Source organism: Pseudomonas sp. S2_E02, from assembly GCF_054668355.1.
The window spans coordinates 5,922,605-5,938,116 of record NZ_CP162761.1 but is presented as its reverse complement, the minus strand read 5'-3'; the positions used below and the strand labels follow the sequence as shown (position 1 = coordinate 5,938,116).

The following is a 15,512-nucleotide window of genomic DNA, read 5'->3' as shown; positions in this document are numbered from 1 at the left end:
CTCGCTCCCACATAGGATTTGCAGTGGATTGGAAGTTTATGTGCGGGCACAAAAAAGCCCCCGGCAGCCTTGAAGCTGACGGGGGCCTTTAATTTGAGGCCTGGCTTACATCTCCACCTGCGTCCCCAATTCAATCACCCGGTTCAGCGGCAGATTGAAGAACCGCAAGTTGCCGTTGGCATTCTTCAACATGAACGCAAACAACGCTTCACGCCAACGCGCCATGCCCTCTAGCTTCGAGGCAATCACCGTTTCCCGGCTGAGGAAGTACGTGGTGCGCATCGGGCTGAAGTCCAGATCATCCAGATGACACAGCTTCAGCGCCTGCGGCACGTCCGGCTCGTCGGTGAAGCCGAAGTGCAGGATCACCCGGAAGAAGCCTTCGCCGTGTGCTTCCACTTCGAAGCGCCGCGATGGCGGTACGCGCGGGATGTCTTCGTAGACCACCGTCAGCAATACCACTTGCTCATGCAACACCTGGTTATGCAGCAGGTTATGCAACAGTGCATGCGGCACGGCGTCGGAGCGCGCGGTGAGGAACACCGCAGTGCCCTGCACCCGATGCGGCGGTTGCACGCGGATGCTGCTGATGAAGATCGGCAGCGGTAGCGCGCCTTCGTCGAGGCGATCGACCAGCAGTTGTTTGCCGCGCTTCCAGGTGGTCATCAGCACAAACAGCGCGATACCGGCGATCACCGGGAATGCACCGCCCTGCACAATCTTCGGCACGTTGGCGGCGAAGTACAGACCGTCCACCAACAGGAAGCCGATCAGCACCGGCACGGCGAGGATCGGTGGCCATTTCCACAGCAGCAACATAACCGCCGACACCAGAATGGTGGTCATCAGCATGGTGCCCGTCACTGCCACGCCATAGGCCGAGGCCAGTGCGCCGGAGGATTCGAAGCCCAGCACCAGCAGCACAACGCCAACCATCAGCGCCCAGTTCACCGCGCCGATGTAAATCTGGCCCTGCTCATCGCTGGAGGTGTGCTGGATGTACATGCGCGGGATGTAACCGAGCTGAATCGCCTGACGCGTCAGGGAGAACGCGCCGGAAATCACCGCTTGCGAAGCGATCACCGTGGCCAGCGTCGACAGTCCGACCAGCGGAATCAGCGCCCAGCTCGGCGCCAGCAGATAGAACGGGTTACGCGCCGCTTCCGGGTTGTCCAGCAGCAAGGCACCCTGGCCGAAGTAGTTCAGCACCAGCGCCGGCAGCACCAGCAGGAACCACGCCCGGGCAATCGGCTTGCGACCAAAGTGGCCCATGTCGGCGTACAGCGCTTCGGCACCGGTCAGGGCCAGCACCACGGCGCCGAGGATCGCCACGCCCATGCCGGTGTGGACCATGAAGAAACGCACGGCCCAGACCGGATTCAGCGCATGCAGCACTTCTGGCGTGTGGCTGATGCCATACACACCGAGGGCGCCGAGGACGAGGAACCAGGTGACCATGATCGGCCCGAACAAGATGCCGATCCGCGCTGTGCCATGGCTCTGGATCAGGAACAGCCCGACCAGCACCACCAGCGACAGCGGCACCACCCAATGGTCGATACCCTCAAACGCCAGCCCCAGACCTTCAATCGCCGACAGCACGGAAATCGCCGGGGTGATCATGCTGTCGCCGTAAAACAGCGCCGCACCGATCAGTCCGCACACCACCAGCAACGACCGCAGCTTCTTGCGATGCCCGGCCGCGCGACGGGCCAGTGCGGTGAGCGCCATGATGCCGCCCTCACCCTGGTTGTCGGCGCGTAGCACGAACATCATGTATTTGATCGACACGACCCAGATCAGCGACCAGAAGATCAACGACAGAATGCCCAGCACGCCGTCGTGATTGACCGGTACGCCGTAACCACCGGAAAACACTTCTTTGAGGGTGTACAACGGGCTGGTGCCGATGTCGCCGTAAACTACCCCGACTGCCGCGACCAGCATGCTCAGCGGCTTGGTTGCCGAACCCTCGGCGCCTGCCGCATGACTACTTGCCTGACCCATCCAACACTCCTACTTCTCAGAACCGGCTTCTTTGAATGAAGCACTATGCTTTGTGGTGCAGCATGCGCTGTTTTACCTGTTGTTACAGACGTTTTGTTGACTGTAAAAAATTGGTAAAGCTCAACGGCGCGAAGCATAGCGCAGCACTCGTCGTATTTCCCGGCATAAAGCTGGTCAAGTGCGCTCCTCACCGCTAGAATTGCGCACTTTTTGATCAGAGGCGCGCCCTAAGCGCCCATCCGTCGGCTTTCGCACCAAGAAAGCGATGTCACAAAATACCGAGGTTAGACATGTCCACCACTCCTGCGCCGGCCAATCCCAAGGTTGGCTTTGTATCTCTGGGTTGCCCGAAAGCACTGGTCGACTCCGAGCGCATCCTGACCCAGCTGCGTATGGAAGGCTATGACGTGGTGTCCACCTATCAGGACGCCGACGTGGTCGTGGTCAATACCTGCGGTTTCATCGATTCGGCCAAGGCTGAGTCGCTGGAAGTGATCGGCGAAGCGATCAAGGAAAACGGCAAGGTGATCGTCACCGGTTGCATGGGCGTGGAAGAAGGCAATATCCGCGACGTGCACCCGAGCGTGCTGGCCGTGACCGGTCCGCAGCAGTACGAGCAAGTGGTCAACGCCGTGCACGAAGTGGTGCCGCCGCGTAAAGATCACAACCCGCTGATCGACCTGGTGCCGCCGCAAGGCATCAAGCTGACCCCGCGCCACTACGCCTACCTGAAGATCTCCGAAGGCTGCAACCACAGCTGCTCCTTCTGCATCATCCCGTCGATGCGCGGCAAACTGGTCAGCCGTCCGGTCGGTGATGTACTCGACGAAGCTCAGCGCCTGGTCAAATCCGGCGTTAAAGAGCTGTTGGTGATCTCGCAAGACACCAGCGCCTACGGCGTTGACGTGAAATACCGCACCGGCTTCTGGAACGGCGCGCCGGTGAAAACCCGCATGACCGAACTCTGCGAAGCGCTGAGCACCCTCGGCGTCTGGGTCCGCCTGCACTACGTTTACCCGTACCCGCACGTTGACGAGCTGATCCCGCTGATGGCTGCCGGCAAGATCCTGCCGTACCTGGACATCCCGTTCCAGCACGCCAGCCCGAAAGTGTTGAAGTCGATGAAACGCCCGGCGTTCGAAGACAAGACCCTGGCGCGGATCAAGAACTGGCGCGAAATCTGCCCGGATTTGATCATCCGTTCGACCTTCATCGTCGGCTTCCCGGGCGAAACCGAAGAAGACTTCCAGTACCTGCTGAACTGGCTGACCGAAGCCCAGCTCGACCGCGTCGGCTGCTTCCAGTACTCGCCGGTGGATGGCGCTCCGGCCAATGATCTGGATCTGGAAGTGGTGCCGGACGAGGTCAAGCAAGATCGTTGGGATCGCTTTATGGCGCACCAGCAGGCGATCAGCTCGGCCCGCCTGCAAATGCGCATCGGCCGTGAGATTGAAGTGCTGGTCGATGAAGTCGACGAGCAAGGCGCGGTTGGCCGCTGCTTCTTCGATGCCCCGGAAATCGATGGCAATGTGTTTATCGATAACGGCAGTAATTTGAAGCCTGGCGACAAGGTCTGGTGCAAGGTGACTGACGCTGACGAATATGATCTGTGGGCTGAGCAGATCTGATCTGAACGTCAAAAGCCCCTCACCCTAACCCTCTCCCGGAGGGAGAGGGGACTGATCTATGTGTTCTTGCGAGCTGCACCGACCTGAACGTTCGAGTCGAACTCAGGCTTTGAACAGCACGGAGATCAGCTCCCTTCCCCCTCGCCCCCTTGGGGGAGAGGGTTGGGGTGAGGGGGTGAGCTCTTGCTGGCGACAGAAACAGCCAGCCAGACACCGCAAAAAATACAAAAAGCCCCGCTCTTTTTACGAGATGCGGGGCTTTTTTACGGCTATCGTTTAGCGGGGGACGGACTCCCTTGAAACGGACAAGAGGCAGACGGGCATGCGTCACCATTCGGTCATCCACACGCCGAAACTCAGCGATTACCAGGAACTGACCCGGGTCTGGGAGGCCTCGGTTCGCGCGACACATGATTTTCTGCCGGACAGCTATATCGAACTGCTGCGCAATCTGGTGCTCACCCGCTATCTCGATGCAGTAATGCTGATCTGCACCAAGGATGCTAACCAGCGCATCACCGGATTTGCCGGAGTTGCAGCGGGCAAGATTGAAATGCTGTTCATCGATCCCGAACATCGTGGCCAGGGCTTGGGCAAGAAACTGCTCACCTACGCGATGCAGCACTTGAATGCCGATGAACTCGACGTCAACGAGCAGAACCCACAAGCCTTGGGCTTTTACTTCAAGCAGGGTTTTGAGGTGATCGGCCGTTCGGAGGTGGATGGCATGGGCCAGCCGTATCCGTTGCTGCACATGCGCCTGCGACAAAATCAGCAACGCTCAGGCAACGGCTGATACACCAGGGAACCCCTGTGGGAGCGAGCTTGCTCGCGAATGCGGTGTACCAGTCACTGCACACATAGACTGGCAGGACGCCTTCGCGAGCAAGCTCGCTCCCACATTGAATTCAGCGCCTGTAAATCGAACCGGGCTTAACCGGCGCCACACAGGTACAATGCCCACCCCTTTTTTGTTACGGCCCTGTCATGACTGACCCGATTCGCCTCTCCAAACGCCTCATCGAACTGGTCGGTTGCTCCCGCCGGGAGGCCGAGCTGTTCATTGAGGGCGGCTGGGTCACCGTGGACGGCGAAGTGATTGACGAGCCGCAATTCAAGGTCGGCGACCAGAAGGTCGAGCTCGACAAGGACGCCAAGGCCACCGCACCGGAGCCGGTGACCATCCTGCTCAACGCGCCGGCTGGCATGGATGTCGAGACCGCCATGCAATCGCTGAGCGCCGAAACCCTCAGCGAAGAACACCGATTCAGCAAGCGCCCGTTGCGCGGGCACTTCCTGCGCCTGACCGCCAGCGCCGACCTGCAAGCCAAGGCTAGCGGCCTGCTGGTGTTCACTCAGGACTGGAAAATCCTCCGCAAACTCACCGCCGACGCCGCGAAGATCGAGCAGGAATACGTGGTTGAAGTTGAAGGAGACATGGTCGCCCACGGCCTCAATCGCCTGCAGCACGGCCTGACCCACAAGGGCAAGGAGCTGCCGCCAGTCAAGGCCAGCTGGCAGAACGAAAACCGGCTGCGCTTCGCCATGAAAAACCCGCAGCCCGGCATCATCGCCCAGTTCTGCGAAGCGGTGGGCCTGAAGGTCATCGGCATCCGTCGCATCCGCATCGGCGGCGTCTCGATCGGCAAGGTCCCGGTTGGCCAATGGCGCTACCTGTCCGGCAAAGAGAAGTTCTAAGACTTCCACTGCCGCCACACATTCCGGCGGCGCGCCCGCGTGCTGCCCACAACGCTTATCAGGATTACTCACATGATTCATAACGACGTACTGCGCAGCGTGCGCTACATGCTCGACATCAGCGACAAGAAAGTTGTCGAAATCATCAAGCTCGGCGGCATGGAAGTAGCGCTCGCCGACGTAGTGACCTGGCTCGACAAGAAAGAAGAAGACGAAGAAGGTTTCGTGCGCTGCCCGGACGAAGTCATCGCGCACTTCCTCGACGGTCTGGTGATCTTCAAGCGTGGCAAGGACGAAAGCCGTCCGCCGCAGCCGATCGAAGTGCCGGTGACCAACAACATCATCCTGAAAAAGCTGCGCGTGGCCTTCGAACTGAAAGAAGACGACATGCACGCAATCCTCAAGGCCGCCGAGTTCCCGGTGTCCAAGCCTGAGCTGAGTGCGCTGTTCCGCAAGGTCGGCCACACCAACTACCGCCCGTGCGGCGACCAGTTGCTGCGCAACTTCCTCAAGGGGCTGACCCTGCGCGTTCGCCCGGCCTGATCCCCTTCTGCGGTGGCGACTGATGGTCGCCGCCGCAACGCATGACCGCTCATTCCCTCTGAAAATAGTGGCTCCGCTTTTCGCGGCTGACGACTAGGGTGTATTGATCCCTAGCACTCAGGACTCGCCATGCACCCGTATTTCTCCCTGCAAGGCCGCACCGCTCTGGTGACCGGCGGCACCCGTGGTATCGGCAAAATGATCGCCAAAGCCTTTGTCGAGGCTGGCGCGCGCGTCTATGTCTGCTCGCGCGACGCCGAAGCCTGCCATCAAACCGCGGAAGAACTCAGCGCCTTGGGCAAGTGTCACGGCGTGGCGGCGAATCTGGCGACGGAAGAAGGCGTGCAGGAACTGGCCGCGCGCCTGGGCGAGCAGATCACGCATCTGGATATTCTGGTGAACAACGCCGGCACTACTTGGGGCGCGCCGCTGGAGAGCTACCCGGTCAAGGGTTGGGAAAAAGTCATGCAGCTCAACGTGACGTCGGTGTTCAGTTGCATCCAGCAGTTTCTACCGTTGTTGCGCAAAGCGGGTTCGGCGGCGAACCCGGCACGGATCATCAACATCGGTTCAGTGGCGGGGATTTCTTCGTTTGGCGAGCAGGCGTATGCCTACGGGCCAAGTAAGGCCGCCCTGCATCAATTGTCGCGGATTCTCGCGCGGGAACTGGTGAGCCAGCACATCAACGTCAACGTGATTGCGCCGGGGCGCTTTCCGAGCAAGATGACCCAGCATATTGGCAATGACCAGCAGGCATTGGCCGAGGATACCGCGCTGATTCCGATGAAGCGTTGGGGGCGTGAAGAGGAAATGGCGGCGTTGGCGATCAGTCTGGCGAGTACGGCTGGGGCCTATATGACCGGGAATATTATTCCGCTGGATGGTGGGTTCAGTCTGTAGATCGGCGGCGCGGCCTTCGCGAGCAAGCTCGCTCCCACAGGGATCTTGTGCACGCCATAGATCAAATGTGGGAGCGAGCTTGCTCGCGAAGAGGCCGGTCCTGGTACCACCAGACTTGAGGGCTACCGGGTTATCATGCCCACCCTGCCACGCTTCGAATGCAAACCATGACTTACAGCGTCTCCCCCATCGGCTTCGTGCGCTCCTGCTTCAAGGAGAAATTCGCCATCCCCCGTCAACCGCAACTGGCCCCCGCCGCCCGTGGCGTGCTGGAACTGGTGGCGCCGTTCGATCAGGGTGACGCCGTGCAAGGGCTGGAGCAGGTCAGTCACGTCTGGCTGCTGTTTCTGTTCCATCAGGCACTGGAAGACAAACCACGGCTGAAAGTCCGCCCACCGCGACTGGGCGGCAACAAATCCATGGGCGTATTCGCCACCCGTGCCACCCATCGACCAAACGGCATCGGCCAATCGGTGGTGAAACTGGACAAGGTTGAAGCCAATCGGTTGTTCATCTCCGGGATTGACTTGCTCGACGGCACGCCGGTTCTCGACATCAAACCCTACGTGCCTTATGCCGACATCATCCCCGACGCCGCCAACAGTATCGCCAGCGCCGCGCCGCAGTTGATTGACGTGCAGTGGAAGGACTCAGCACTGAAACAAGCGCACACACACGCTCAGCGCCTCGACGAGCCTTTGGTTGAGCTGATCGAACAGTGCCTGGCCCAGGATCCGCGTCCGGCCTATCAAACCCCGGCGCCTGAACGCGAGTACGGTGCGCAATTCTGGGATCTGGATGTGCGCTGGCATTACCCGACGCCAGAGCAGATCCGCGTGCTCGAAGTGATTCCTGCCACAGCCTGAGGCCGCACCCACATGGATCGTGGCAGGCATGAAGGAAATGTTTCGGGCATAAAAAAGCCCCCATTGCCTGCATAGGCAATGGGGGCTTTTTAAGGGGGGCTTACTTCTCGACGAACGCACGCTCGATCAGGTAATCACCCGGCTCGCGCATCCGCGCCGAGATCTTCAGGCCGAAGCTGTCGAGCACTTCGCTGGTCTCGTCGAGCATGCTCGGGCTACCGCAGATCATCGCGCGGTCGTCCTGCGGGTTGATCGGTGGCAGGCCGATGTCGCTGAACAGCTTGCCGCTGCGCATCAGGTCGGTCAGGCGACCCTGATTCTCGAAAGGCTCGCGGGTCACGGTCGGGTAGTAGATCAGCTTGTCACGCAGCGCCTCGCCGAAGAACTCGTTCTGCGGCAGGTGCTCGGTGATGAATTCGCGGTAGGCGACTTCGTTGACGTAGCGTACGCCGTGAACCAGGATCACTTTTTCAAAGCGCTCGTAGGTTTCCGGGTCCTGAATCACGCTCATGAACGGCGCCAGACCGGTGCCGGTGCTCAGCAGGTACAAGTGCTTGCCCGGGTTCAGGTCGTCAAGAACCAGGGTGCCGGTAGGCTTCTTCGAGATGATGATCTCGTCGCCTTCCTTCAAGTGCTGCAGTTGCGAGGTCAGCGGGCCGTCCTGCACCTTGATGCTGAAGAACTCCAGATGCTCTTCCCAGTTCGGACTGGCGATCGAGTAAGCGCGCATAAGCGGGCGGCCGTTGGGCTGTTGCAGGCCGATCATCACGAACTGACCGTTCTCGAAGCGCAGGCCCGGATCGCGGGTGCACTTGAAGCTGAACAGAGTGTCGTTCCAGTGATGAACACTGAGGACACGCTCGTGGTTCATGTTGCTCATGTACGTTTGACTCCTGGAGATTGGGTCTGCGCTGGCTTTGAAGGCGACGGTGCGCAATTGCATCGCATTCTAATAGCGACGAAAATATCTGTTAACTGGATTATTAAGATAAGGGTTATCGGTTATATCGATATGCGATTTACTCTCCGTCAACTGCAAGTCTTCGTCGCCGTCGCCCAGCAGGAAAGCGTATCCCGTGCTGCGGGTCTGCTCAACCTCTCGCAGTCGGCCGCCAGCACGTCGATCACCGAACTCGAGCGCCAATCCAGCTGCCAGCTGTTCGACCGCGCAGGCAAACGGCTGAGCCTCAACGCCCTCGGCAAACAGCTCTTGCCGCAAGCGGTGGCCCTGCTCGATCAGGCCAAGGAAATCGAAGACCTGCTCAACGGCAAATCCGGTTTCGGCTCGCTGTCGGTGGGCGCGACGCTGACCATCGGCAATTATCTGGCGACCCTGCTGATCGGCAGTTTCATGCAGCGCCACCCGGAAAGCCAGGTGAAGCTGCACGTACAGAACACGGCCAATATCGTGCAACAAGTCGCCCACTACGAAATTGATCTGGGTCTAATCGAAGGCGATTGTAGCCACCCGGACATCGAAGTGCAGAGCTGGGTTGAAGATGAGCTGGTGGTGTTCTGCGCGCCGCAGCATCCGCTGGCCCAACGCGGCAGCGCGACCATGGAAGAACTGACTCGCGAGGCATGGATTCTGCGTGAACAGGGTTCCGGCACGCGGCTGACCTTCGATCAGGCCATGCGTCACCATCGTAGCGCACTGAATATCCGTCTGGAGCTGGAACACACCGAAGCGATCAAACGCGCGGTGGAATCAGGACTAGGGATTGGCTGCATCTCGCGGCTGGCGCTGCGTGATGCGTTCCGCCGCGGCAGTCTGGTGCCGGTGGAAACGCCGGATCTGGATCTGGCGCGACAGTTCTACTTCATCTGGCACAAACAGAAATATCAGACTTCTGCCATGCGCGAATTTCTCGATCTGTGCCGCGCTTTCACCGCCGGGGTGCAGCGCAGCGACGAGATCGTTTTGCCGACAATCGCTTAAAGCAGAATCACTGCCCACACCAGCGCGATCATGCTCAATGCCACGAATTGTGCGGCGCTGCCCATGTCCTTGGCGTTCTTCGACAGCGGGTGCAGTTCCAGCGAGATGCGGTCGATGGCCGCTTCCACCGCCGAATTCAGCAACTCGACGATCAGCGCCAACAGGCACACAGCGATCAACAGCGCTTGTTCGACACGGCTGACATTGAGGAAGAACGTCAGCGGAATCAGCACCACATTGAGCAGTACCAGTTGGCGGAACGCCGCTTCACCAGTGAAAGCTGCGCGCAGGCCATCCAGCGAGTAACCGGAGGCATTGAGGATACGTTTCAGGCCGGTCTGGCCCTTGAAAGGTGACATAAAGTAGAAACCAACCAAAAAGGAGTGGGAAAGCTAGATCAACAAAAGTCAAAAAAGCGTGAAGACGCCAGCCATTATTGGCTCGGAATTGACTCAAGTTGTTGCAGCAGTAAAGCCGCTTGCGTGCGAGTGCGCACATTCAGCTTGCGAAAGATCGCCGTGACGTGGGCCTTGATGGTCGCTTCCGACACGCTCAGTTCATAGGCAATCTGCTTGTTCAACAGGCCTTCGCAGACCATGGTCAACACGCGAAACTGCTGCGGCGTCAGGCTGGCGAGGCCATCGCTGGCGGCTTTGGCTTCGTCGGAAACACTGACCGCCTCGAACGCTTGTGGCGGCCAGAACACATCGCCATCGAGCACTTTGCGCACTGCTTCCTGAATCACGCTGAGGTCGCTGGACTTGGGAATAAAACCACTGGCGCCAAACTCACGGGATTTGACCATCACCGAAGCTTCTTCCTGCGCCGAAACCATCACCACCGGAATCTGCGGATACTGCCCGCGCAGCATGACCAACCCGGAAAACCCGAAAGCGCCGGGCATGTTCAAGTCCAACAGGACCAGATCCCAATCAGCCTTTTCGGTCAGACGCGCTTCCAGCTCGGCGATGCTCGCCACTTCCACCAGCCGTACATCCGGGCCAAGGCCCAGCGTCACCGCTTGATGCAGGGCGCTGCGAAACAGGGGGTGATCATCGGCAATCAGGATGTCGTATGTGGCCATTTTTCAAATGATCCTGTTTTTGATGGCAGACCCGGAGCATTCCGGTCTGGCCAAAGCAACTCAAGATGCCGCTTTCAAGCGATATCCACAGGGGCACGTTCAACGCCAATCATCAGCAAACACGGCGTTTCAAACCTTGGCCGCACCCTAATCGGCGCCAAGCATGCCCAGCGAAGACGGGGTGGTCAAGCAGCACGGCCGCTGGCTTGTACAGTATGGGCCACTATTGGGCCAACTCCGGCTGCGGCTTTCGTATATAAGGCAACAACTCGGCGTGGGCCGGCGTCGCTTCATTCATGTCCAGTTGCTGTTTGGCGCCGAGGTAATGCTGGCTGAACACGTCGAAATAGGCGTCCAACGCCGAGGCGGCATCGCTGTCACCGGCCAGCTCCAGGCACAACGCCGCGACTTCGGCGGTGCACAGGTGCTCACTGCGGGTTGAACGGCGCAAGCGGTAGCGCGAGAGTTTATCGGGCAGCAGACTGAGAATCGGCAAGCGATCGAAATACGGGCTCTTGCGGAAAATCTTCCGCGCTTCGGTCCAGGTCGCATCCAGCAGAATGAACAACGGGCGCTTGCTGCTATCGATCGCGACAGTATTGGTCACTCGCGACGGCTCCACGTATTCGCCGGGAAACACCAGGTACGGTTGCCATTGCGGATCATTGAGCAGCGCCAGCATCTGCGGATCGGGCTCGGTACGCGACCAGATAAACGCATGGTTATCGCGTACCACGTCGGCAATCAGCCAACCGGTGTTGCTCGGTTTGAACACTTCCTTGCCGGTCATGATCAGGCACACGCCCGACCGCGTCTCGACACTAGGTCGCCAGGCGCATAGGCAATGGCTGATGATCACCCGGCAATCGCGGCAACGTTCGGAGCGAAAGCCACGGGCCTGAATCGGCTTGATGCCCTCGTCCTCGCGCTGATCGCGCAAGCGGGCTACGGCGTTGGGGGCATGATGGGTCACGGGCAACGCCTTACGGCAGGAAAACTCGACACGCACAGCACTCGGCAAGGCTATAAAGGCCGGCAGTTTACCAGAGCGGCGAGTGCAAACCTGTACCGTCCCGACCGGCTCCCCTATAATCCGGCGCCACTGAACGCACAGCCACAGGGCTGGTCGAACCACCAGTCACTGAATCAGGAGAGTTTCATGCTGCGCCTTATCGTTCCTACCGCTGCCATTCTGCTGGCGTCGTCCTTCACCGCTCAGGCTGCATCCCTGAGTGAGCAGAATCTGAACCGCGAGCTGCGCAACGTCGCCGCACAAAGCAGCGTCGGCACGCCACGCGCCATCAGTGAAGACATTCTTGATCAGGGTTTCACCGTGGAAGGCACGCAGTTGATCAACCACCTGAGCGTGCAGAAGAGCCACGCCGACAAAATGCGCGCTGACCCTAAAGCCGTGTATTTCCAGTTGGGCGCCTCGGTGTGCAACAACCCGTCGTTCCGCAAGCTGATGGCCAAGGGTGCGATCATGCGTTACGACTTCACTGAAGTGAAAACCAACAAAGCGATCGGCTCCGCCAGCTACCAGGAATCGGATTGCCCGAAAGCCGCCCCAGCGAAGAAGAAGTAATCATCGCGAATTGGCGCGCCGCTGTTCATCCTCGGCGCGCAGTTCGGCCAGCAAGGCCTGCAGATAGTGTGAACGGCGCTCGCCGCCCGCCAACCGCCGGCAGCACTCCTCTTCGAGACTGAGTTGATTGGTCTCGGCTGCCGCTTTCAACATCCGATACAACTGCGTATCGATCTCCAGAATCACTCTGGCCATATGTCCCGCCTCCTTGCCACCCACGAATCCTTGAATTGCATGCGCCTGGCCTACGGTCGTTGACGCAAAGCTGTCGTACGGCGCCTGTACGTTAGTTAATCAGAGGGATTGCCGCTTGGCGCACGTTCGGACGAGCGGTGAAGCAACGCGCGGAAAATCAATAAACGATTGCCAGCCAAAACTTTACGGCGCAATGATCAAGTCAGCGCAAATCCGTGCGAGGGTCTAGATTCAGTGTATTCCCGATCTTTTTTCAACGGCAGGCAAGGAACTGCCGATCGTGTGTTTTTTGCAGCGCGGCACTGACGCCGCTCGTCAGGGCCGACGCCCTGTGCAGAAGGAGACGTTGAATGCCTTACCAACCGAATGACCTCTTGAGCCGTCATTTTCAGGAAAGCGGTCCCGACCTCATCAGCAAGGTCGAAGAACAACTCAACCGTGTTTCACCCAACAGCCCGAATATCCCTATCTACCGCGACATGATCCTGACCGTGCTGCGCATGGCCCAGGAAGACCACAATCGCTGGAACGCCAAGATCACCTTGCAAGCCCTGCGCGAACTGGAGCAGGCGTTTCGGGTACTGGAGCAATTCAAGGGCCGACGCAAAGTCACCGTATTCGGTTCGGCGCGCACACCGGTCGAACATCCGTTGTATGCGATGGCTCGCGAACTCGGTGCAGCCTTGACCCGCTCGGGAATGATGGTCATCACCGGGGCTGGCGGCGGCATCATGGCCGCCGCGCACGAAGGTGCCGGCCGCGATCACAGCCTTGGCTTCAATATCACCCTGCCCTTCGAACAGCATGCCAACCCGACGGTGGACGGTACCGGCAATCTGCTGCCGTTCCACTTCTTCTTTACCCGCAAGTTGTTTTTCGTCAAAGAGGCCGACGCACTGGTTTTATGCCCCGGTGGCTTCGGCACGCTGGATGAAGCGCTGGAAGTGCTGACATTGATCCAGACCGGTAAAAGTCCATTGGTGCCGGTGGTGCTGTTGGATGCGCCGGGCGGCACGTTCTGGCAGGGCGCGATGGACTTTATCCGCCAGCAACTGGAGAGCAACCGCTACATCCTGCCGACCGACATGAAACTGATGCGACTGGTCTACAGCGTCGACGAGGCGGTGGAGCAGATCAACCAGTTCTACAGTAACTTCCACTCCAGTCGCTGGCTCAAGCGCCAATTCGTGATTCGCATGCATCACAAACTCAGCGATCAGGCGCTGGAGCACATGCAGGAAGCATTCGCCGATCTGTGCCTGAGTGACCAGTTTCATCAGCACGACTACGCCGGCGAGGAACACGATGAAGCGCAGTTCAGCCATTTGGCGCGACTGGCCTTCACCTTCAACGCGCGCACTCACGGGCGTCTGAGGGAGTTGATCGATTACATCAACCTACCGGAAAACTGGGCAGATTCCCAACCGCAAACAGCGCAACGCAGCCGCGAACCGTCAAAGGTAATTTGAGGGCAAAAAAAAACGGCCCGCTATTTTCATAGCGGGCCGTTTTTATTGAATCGGTTTAATCGTCCATCCCTCGACCGCTGAACAAGCGGTTGATCATCTCCATCGAGAACCCCCGATAGGCCAGGAACCGGCCCTGTTTGGCCCGTTCTTTCGCATCAATCGGTAAATGCCCGGAGAACTTGCGTTGCCACGTCTCCTGCAATTGCTCCTGCCAACTGATACCGCTTTCGCGCAGGGCGAGTTCGATATCGGCGCGCTGCAAACCGCGCTGGCTCAGCTCTTCGCGAATCCGCAGAGGGCCATAGCCGGAACGGGCACGGTAGGAAACAAAGCTTTCAAGGTAACGGGCTTCGGAAAGCAGCCCCTCTTCCGTCAAACGGTCGAGGGCTGTTTCGATCATCTGCGCCTCGGCGCCGCGCTGACGCAATTTGCGCGTCAGCTCGACTCGACCATGCTCGCGACGTGCGAGCAAGTCCATGGCGGTTCGTCGCACCGCGACGAGGGTATCGAGTACTGCAGTGGTCATCGCTGCAATCAGATGTCAGCGTCGGCCAGGTCGTCTTCAGTCTCTTTGACTGCTGAGGCCTTGGAGTCGATCACGGCTGGAGTAAGCAGCTTGTCACGCAGTTGCTTCTCGAGCTTCGCGGCGATTTCCGGATTGTCCGCCAGGAACTTGGCCGAGTTGGCCTTGCCCTGACCGATCTTGGTGCCTTCGTAGGCATACCAGGCGCCGGACTTCTCGACGAAACCGTGCAGCACGCCCAGGTCGATCATCTCGCCATTGAGGTAGATGCCTTTACCGTAAAGAATCTGGAACTCGGCCTGACGGAACGGCGAAGCGACCTTGTTCTTCACAACCTTGACGCGGGTTTCGCTGCCGACCACTTCGTCGCCTTCCTTCACCGCGCCGGTACGGCGGATGTCGAGACGAACCGAAGCGTAGAACTTCAGCGCGTTACCACCGGTAGTGGTTTCCGGGCTGCCGAACATCACGCCGATCTTCATACGGATCTGGTTGATGAAGATCACCAGGCAGTTGGCGTTCTTGATGTTACCGGTAATTTTACGCAGCGCCTGGGACATCAGACGGGCTTGCAGGCCCACGTGCATGTCACCCATTTCGCCTTCGATTTCAGCCTTCGGTACCAGGGCTGCCACGGAGTCGACGATGATCACGTCAACAGCGTTGGAGCGCACCAGCATGTCGGTGATTTCCAGCGCCTGTTCGCCGGTGTCCGGCTGGGACACCAGCAGGTCGTCGACGTTGACGCCCAGCTTGCCGGCGTATTCAGGATCGAGGGCGTGTTCGGCGTCGACGAATGCGCAGGTCGCGCCGGCTTTTTGCGCCTGGGCGATCACGGACAAGGTCAGCGTGGTTTTACCGGAAGATTCAGGACCGTAGATTTCAACGATACGGCCTTTTGGCAGACCGCCAATGCCGAGCGCGATGTCCAGACCCAGAGAGCCAGTCGAGATAGCCGGGATCGCCTGACGGTCTTGATCGCCCATACGCATCACGGCACCCTTACCGAATTGACGTTCGATCTGACCCAGGGCCGCAGCCAAGGCTTTCTTCTTGTTGTCGTCCATTAAAGTCC

18 protein-coding genes are annotated in these 15,512 nt (G+C 59.2%); 10 read left to right on the top strand and 8 right to left on the bottom strand.

Annotated elements, in window-relative coordinates; translation table 11 throughout:
* Nucleotides 1–105: 105 nt before the first annotated feature.
* Nucleotides 106–1,947: a potassium transporter Kup gene (locus AB4O01_RS26595; RefSeq protein WP_460092317.1), complete on the bottom strand. Its 1,842-nt coding sequence runs from the start codon at nt 1,945–1,947 to the stop codon at nt 106–108.
* Between the two features lie 350 nt (nt 1,948–2,297).
* On the opposite strand from AB4O01_RS26595, the gene rimO reads away from it, so the two are divergent.
* From rimO to tsaA, 6 genes are all read left to right on the top strand, one after another.
* Complete coding sequence (gene rimO / locus AB4O01_RS26590) at nt 2,298–3,635, top strand: 30S ribosomal protein S12 methylthiotransferase RimO (RefSeq protein WP_460090035.1); 1,338 nt, start codon at nt 2,298–2,300, stop codon at nt 3,633–3,635.
* 322 nt (nt 3,636–3,957) lie between these two features.
* Nucleotides 3,958–4,431: a GNAT family N-acetyltransferase gene (locus tag AB4O01_RS26585; RefSeq protein ID WP_093436409.1), complete on the top strand. Its 474-nt coding sequence runs from the start codon at nt 3,958–3,960 to the stop codon at nt 4,429–4,431.
* Nucleotides 4,432–4,622: 191 nt separating this feature from the next.
* Nucleotides 4,623–5,333, top strand: coding sequence for an rRNA pseudouridine synthase (locus tag AB4O01_RS26580; protein WP_042704893.1), 711 nt, complete (start codon nt 4,623–4,625; stop codon nt 5,331–5,333).
* A 72-nt stretch (nt 5,334–5,405) separates the two neighbouring features.
* Nucleotides 5,406–5,876, top strand: a complete 471-nt coding sequence (locus AB4O01_RS26575) for a YehS family protein (protein ID WP_007908719.1) — start codon at nt 5,406–5,408, stop codon at nt 5,874–5,876.
* Nucleotides 5,877–6,005: 129 nt separating this feature from the next.
* The gene (locus AB4O01_RS26570; RefSeq protein WP_093436415.1) at nt 6,006–6,776 is read left to right on the top strand and encodes an SDR family oxidoreductase; all 771 of its coding nucleotides are present in this window, start codon (nt 6,006–6,008) and stop codon (nt 6,774–6,776) included.
* 167 nt (nt 6,777–6,943) lie between these two features.
* Nucleotides 6,944–7,642 (top strand): tRNA (N6-threonylcarbamoyladenosine(37)-N6)-methyltransferase TrmO, encoded by a 699-nt coding sequence (tsaA, locus tag AB4O01_RS26565; protein ID WP_116254537.1) that lies wholly within the window; start codon nt 6,944–6,946, stop codon nt 7,640–7,642.
* Between the two features lie 100 nt (nt 7,643–7,742).
* Here tsaA and fpr read toward each other — a convergent pair whose 3' ends face one another.
* Entirely contained in the window at nt 7,743–8,522 is a 780-nt protein-coding gene (fpr, locus tag AB4O01_RS26560; protein ID WP_007908723.1) for a ferredoxin-NADP reductase, read from the bottom strand.
* Nucleotides 8,523–8,654: 132 nt separating this feature from the next.
* On the opposite strand from fpr, the gene AB4O01_RS26555 reads away from it, so the two are divergent.
* Complete coding sequence (locus tag AB4O01_RS26555) at nt 8,655–9,581, top strand: LysR family transcriptional regulator (protein WP_093436421.1); 927 nt, start codon at nt 8,655–8,657, stop codon at nt 9,579–9,581.
* Here the strand turns inward: AB4O01_RS26555 and AB4O01_RS26550 are convergent.
* Both AB4O01_RS26550 and erdR read right to left on the bottom strand, forming a co-directional pair.
* Complete coding sequence (locus AB4O01_RS26550) at nt 9,578–9,940, bottom strand: diacylglycerol kinase (RefSeq protein WP_003222276.1); 363 nt, start codon at nt 9,938–9,940, stop codon at nt 9,578–9,580. The genes AB4O01_RS26555 and AB4O01_RS26550 overlap by 4 nt on opposite strands.
* 74 nt (nt 9,941–10,014) lie before the next feature.
* Nucleotides 10,015–10,665 (bottom strand): response regulator transcription factor ErdR, encoded by a 651-nt coding sequence (gene erdR, locus AB4O01_RS26545; protein ID WP_095119237.1) that lies wholly within the window; start codon nt 10,663–10,665, stop codon nt 10,015–10,017.
* Between erdR and AB4O01_RS26540 the strand changes: the two genes are divergently transcribed.
* Complete coding sequence (locus AB4O01_RS26540) at nt 10,658–10,816, top strand: hypothetical protein (RefSeq protein WP_156685511.1); 159 nt, start codon at nt 10,658–10,660, stop codon at nt 10,814–10,816. The genes erdR and AB4O01_RS26540 overlap by 8 nt on opposite strands.
* 72 nt (nt 10,817–10,888) lie before the next feature.
* On the opposite strand, the gene AB4O01_RS26535 is transcribed toward AB4O01_RS26540, so the two are convergent.
* Complete coding sequence (locus AB4O01_RS26535; RefSeq protein WP_099758165.1) at nt 10,889–11,638, bottom strand: tRNA-uridine aminocarboxypropyltransferase; 750 nt, start codon at nt 11,636–11,638, stop codon at nt 10,889–10,891.
* A gap of 186 nt (nt 11,639–11,824) precedes the next feature.
* Here AB4O01_RS26535 and AB4O01_RS26530 point away from each other — a divergent pair, with 186 nt between their 5' ends.
* On the top strand, nt 11,825–12,250 hold the full coding sequence (locus tag AB4O01_RS26530; RefSeq protein WP_016985722.1) for a PA3611 family quorum-sensing-regulated virulence factor: 426 nt from the start codon (nt 11,825–11,827) through the stop codon (nt 12,248–12,250).
* Here the strand turns inward: AB4O01_RS26530 and AB4O01_RS26525 are convergent, their stop codons facing one another.
* Complete coding sequence (locus AB4O01_RS26525; protein ID WP_077571372.1) at nt 12,251–12,445, bottom strand: hypothetical protein; 195 nt, start codon at nt 12,443–12,445, stop codon at nt 12,251–12,253.
* Between the two features lie 350 nt (nt 12,446–12,795).
* Between AB4O01_RS26525 and AB4O01_RS26520 the strand changes: the two genes are divergently transcribed.
* A complete protein-coding gene (locus tag AB4O01_RS26520) occupies nt 12,796–13,914 on the top strand; it encodes an LOG family protein (RefSeq protein ID WP_093436427.1) in 1,119 nt (372 codons plus the stop codon).
* A gap of 55 nt (nt 13,915–13,969) precedes the next feature.
* Here the strand turns inward: AB4O01_RS26520 and recX are convergent, their stop codons facing one another.
* Together recX and recA are read right to left on the bottom strand one after the other, a co-directional pair.
* A complete protein-coding gene (recX, locus tag AB4O01_RS26515) occupies nt 13,970–14,440 on the bottom strand; it encodes a recombination regulator RecX (protein WP_093436430.1) in 471 nt (156 codons plus the stop codon).
* 8 nt (nt 14,441–14,448) lie between these two features.
* Nucleotides 14,449–15,504 (bottom strand): recombinase RecA, encoded by a 1,056-nt coding sequence (gene recA / locus AB4O01_RS26510; protein ID WP_007908746.1) that lies wholly within the window; start codon nt 15,502–15,504, stop codon nt 14,449–14,451.
* Between the last annotated feature and the right edge of the window lie 8 nt (nt 15,505–15,512).

Coding starts and splice junctions, on each gene's coding strand:
- AB4O01_RS26595 (WP_460092317.1), bottom strand. CDS start 1,947: ATGCTGGTCGCGGCAGTCGGGGTAGTTTACGGCGACATCGGCACCAGC.
- rimO (WP_460090035.1), top strand. CDS start 2,298: ATGTCCACCACTCCTGCGCCGGCCAATCCCAAGGTTGGCTTTGTATCT.
- AB4O01_RS26585 (WP_093436409.1), top strand. CDS start 3,958: ATGCGTCACCATTCGGTCATCCACACGCCGAAACTCAGCGATTACCAG.
- AB4O01_RS26580 (WP_042704893.1), top strand. CDS start 4,623: ATGACTGACCCGATTCGCCTCTCCAAACGCCTCATCGAACTGGTCGGT.
- AB4O01_RS26575 (WP_007908719.1), top strand. CDS start 5,406: ATGATTCATAACGACGTACTGCGCAGCGTGCGCTACATGCTCGACATC.
- AB4O01_RS26570 (WP_093436415.1), top strand. CDS start 6,006: ATGCACCCGTATTTCTCCCTGCAAGGCCGCACCGCTCTGGTGACCGGC.
- tsaA (WP_116254537.1), top strand. CDS start 6,944: ATGACTTACAGCGTCTCCCCCATCGGCTTCGTGCGCTCCTGCTTCAAG.
- fpr (WP_007908723.1), bottom strand. CDS start 8,522: ATGAGCAACATGAACCACGAGCGTGTCCTCAGTGTTCATCACTGGAAC.
- AB4O01_RS26555 (WP_093436421.1), top strand. CDS start 8,655: ATGCGATTTACTCTCCGTCAACTGCAAGTCTTCGTCGCCGTCGCCCAG.
- AB4O01_RS26550 (WP_003222276.1), bottom strand. CDS start 9,940: ATGTCACCTTTCAAGGGCCAGACCGGCCTGAAACGTATCCTCAATGCC.
- erdR (WP_095119237.1), bottom strand. CDS start 10,665: ATGGCCACATACGACATCCTGATTGCCGATGATCACCCCCTGTTTCGC.
- AB4O01_RS26530 (WP_016985722.1), top strand. CDS start 11,825: ATGCTGCGCCTTATCGTTCCTACCGCTGCCATTCTGCTGGCGTCGTCC.
- AB4O01_RS26525 (WP_077571372.1), bottom strand. CDS start 12,445: ATGGCCAGAGTGATTCTGGAGATCGATACGCAGTTGTATCGGATGTTG.
- AB4O01_RS26520 (WP_093436427.1), top strand. CDS start 12,796: ATGCCTTACCAACCGAATGACCTCTTGAGCCGTCATTTTCAGGAAAGC.
- recX (WP_093436430.1), bottom strand. CDS start 14,440: ATGACCACTGCAGTACTCGATACCCTCGTCGCGGTGCGACGAACCGCC.
- recA (WP_007908746.1), bottom strand. CDS start 15,504: ATGGACGACAACAAGAAGAAAGCCTTGGCTGCGGCCCTGGGTCAGATC.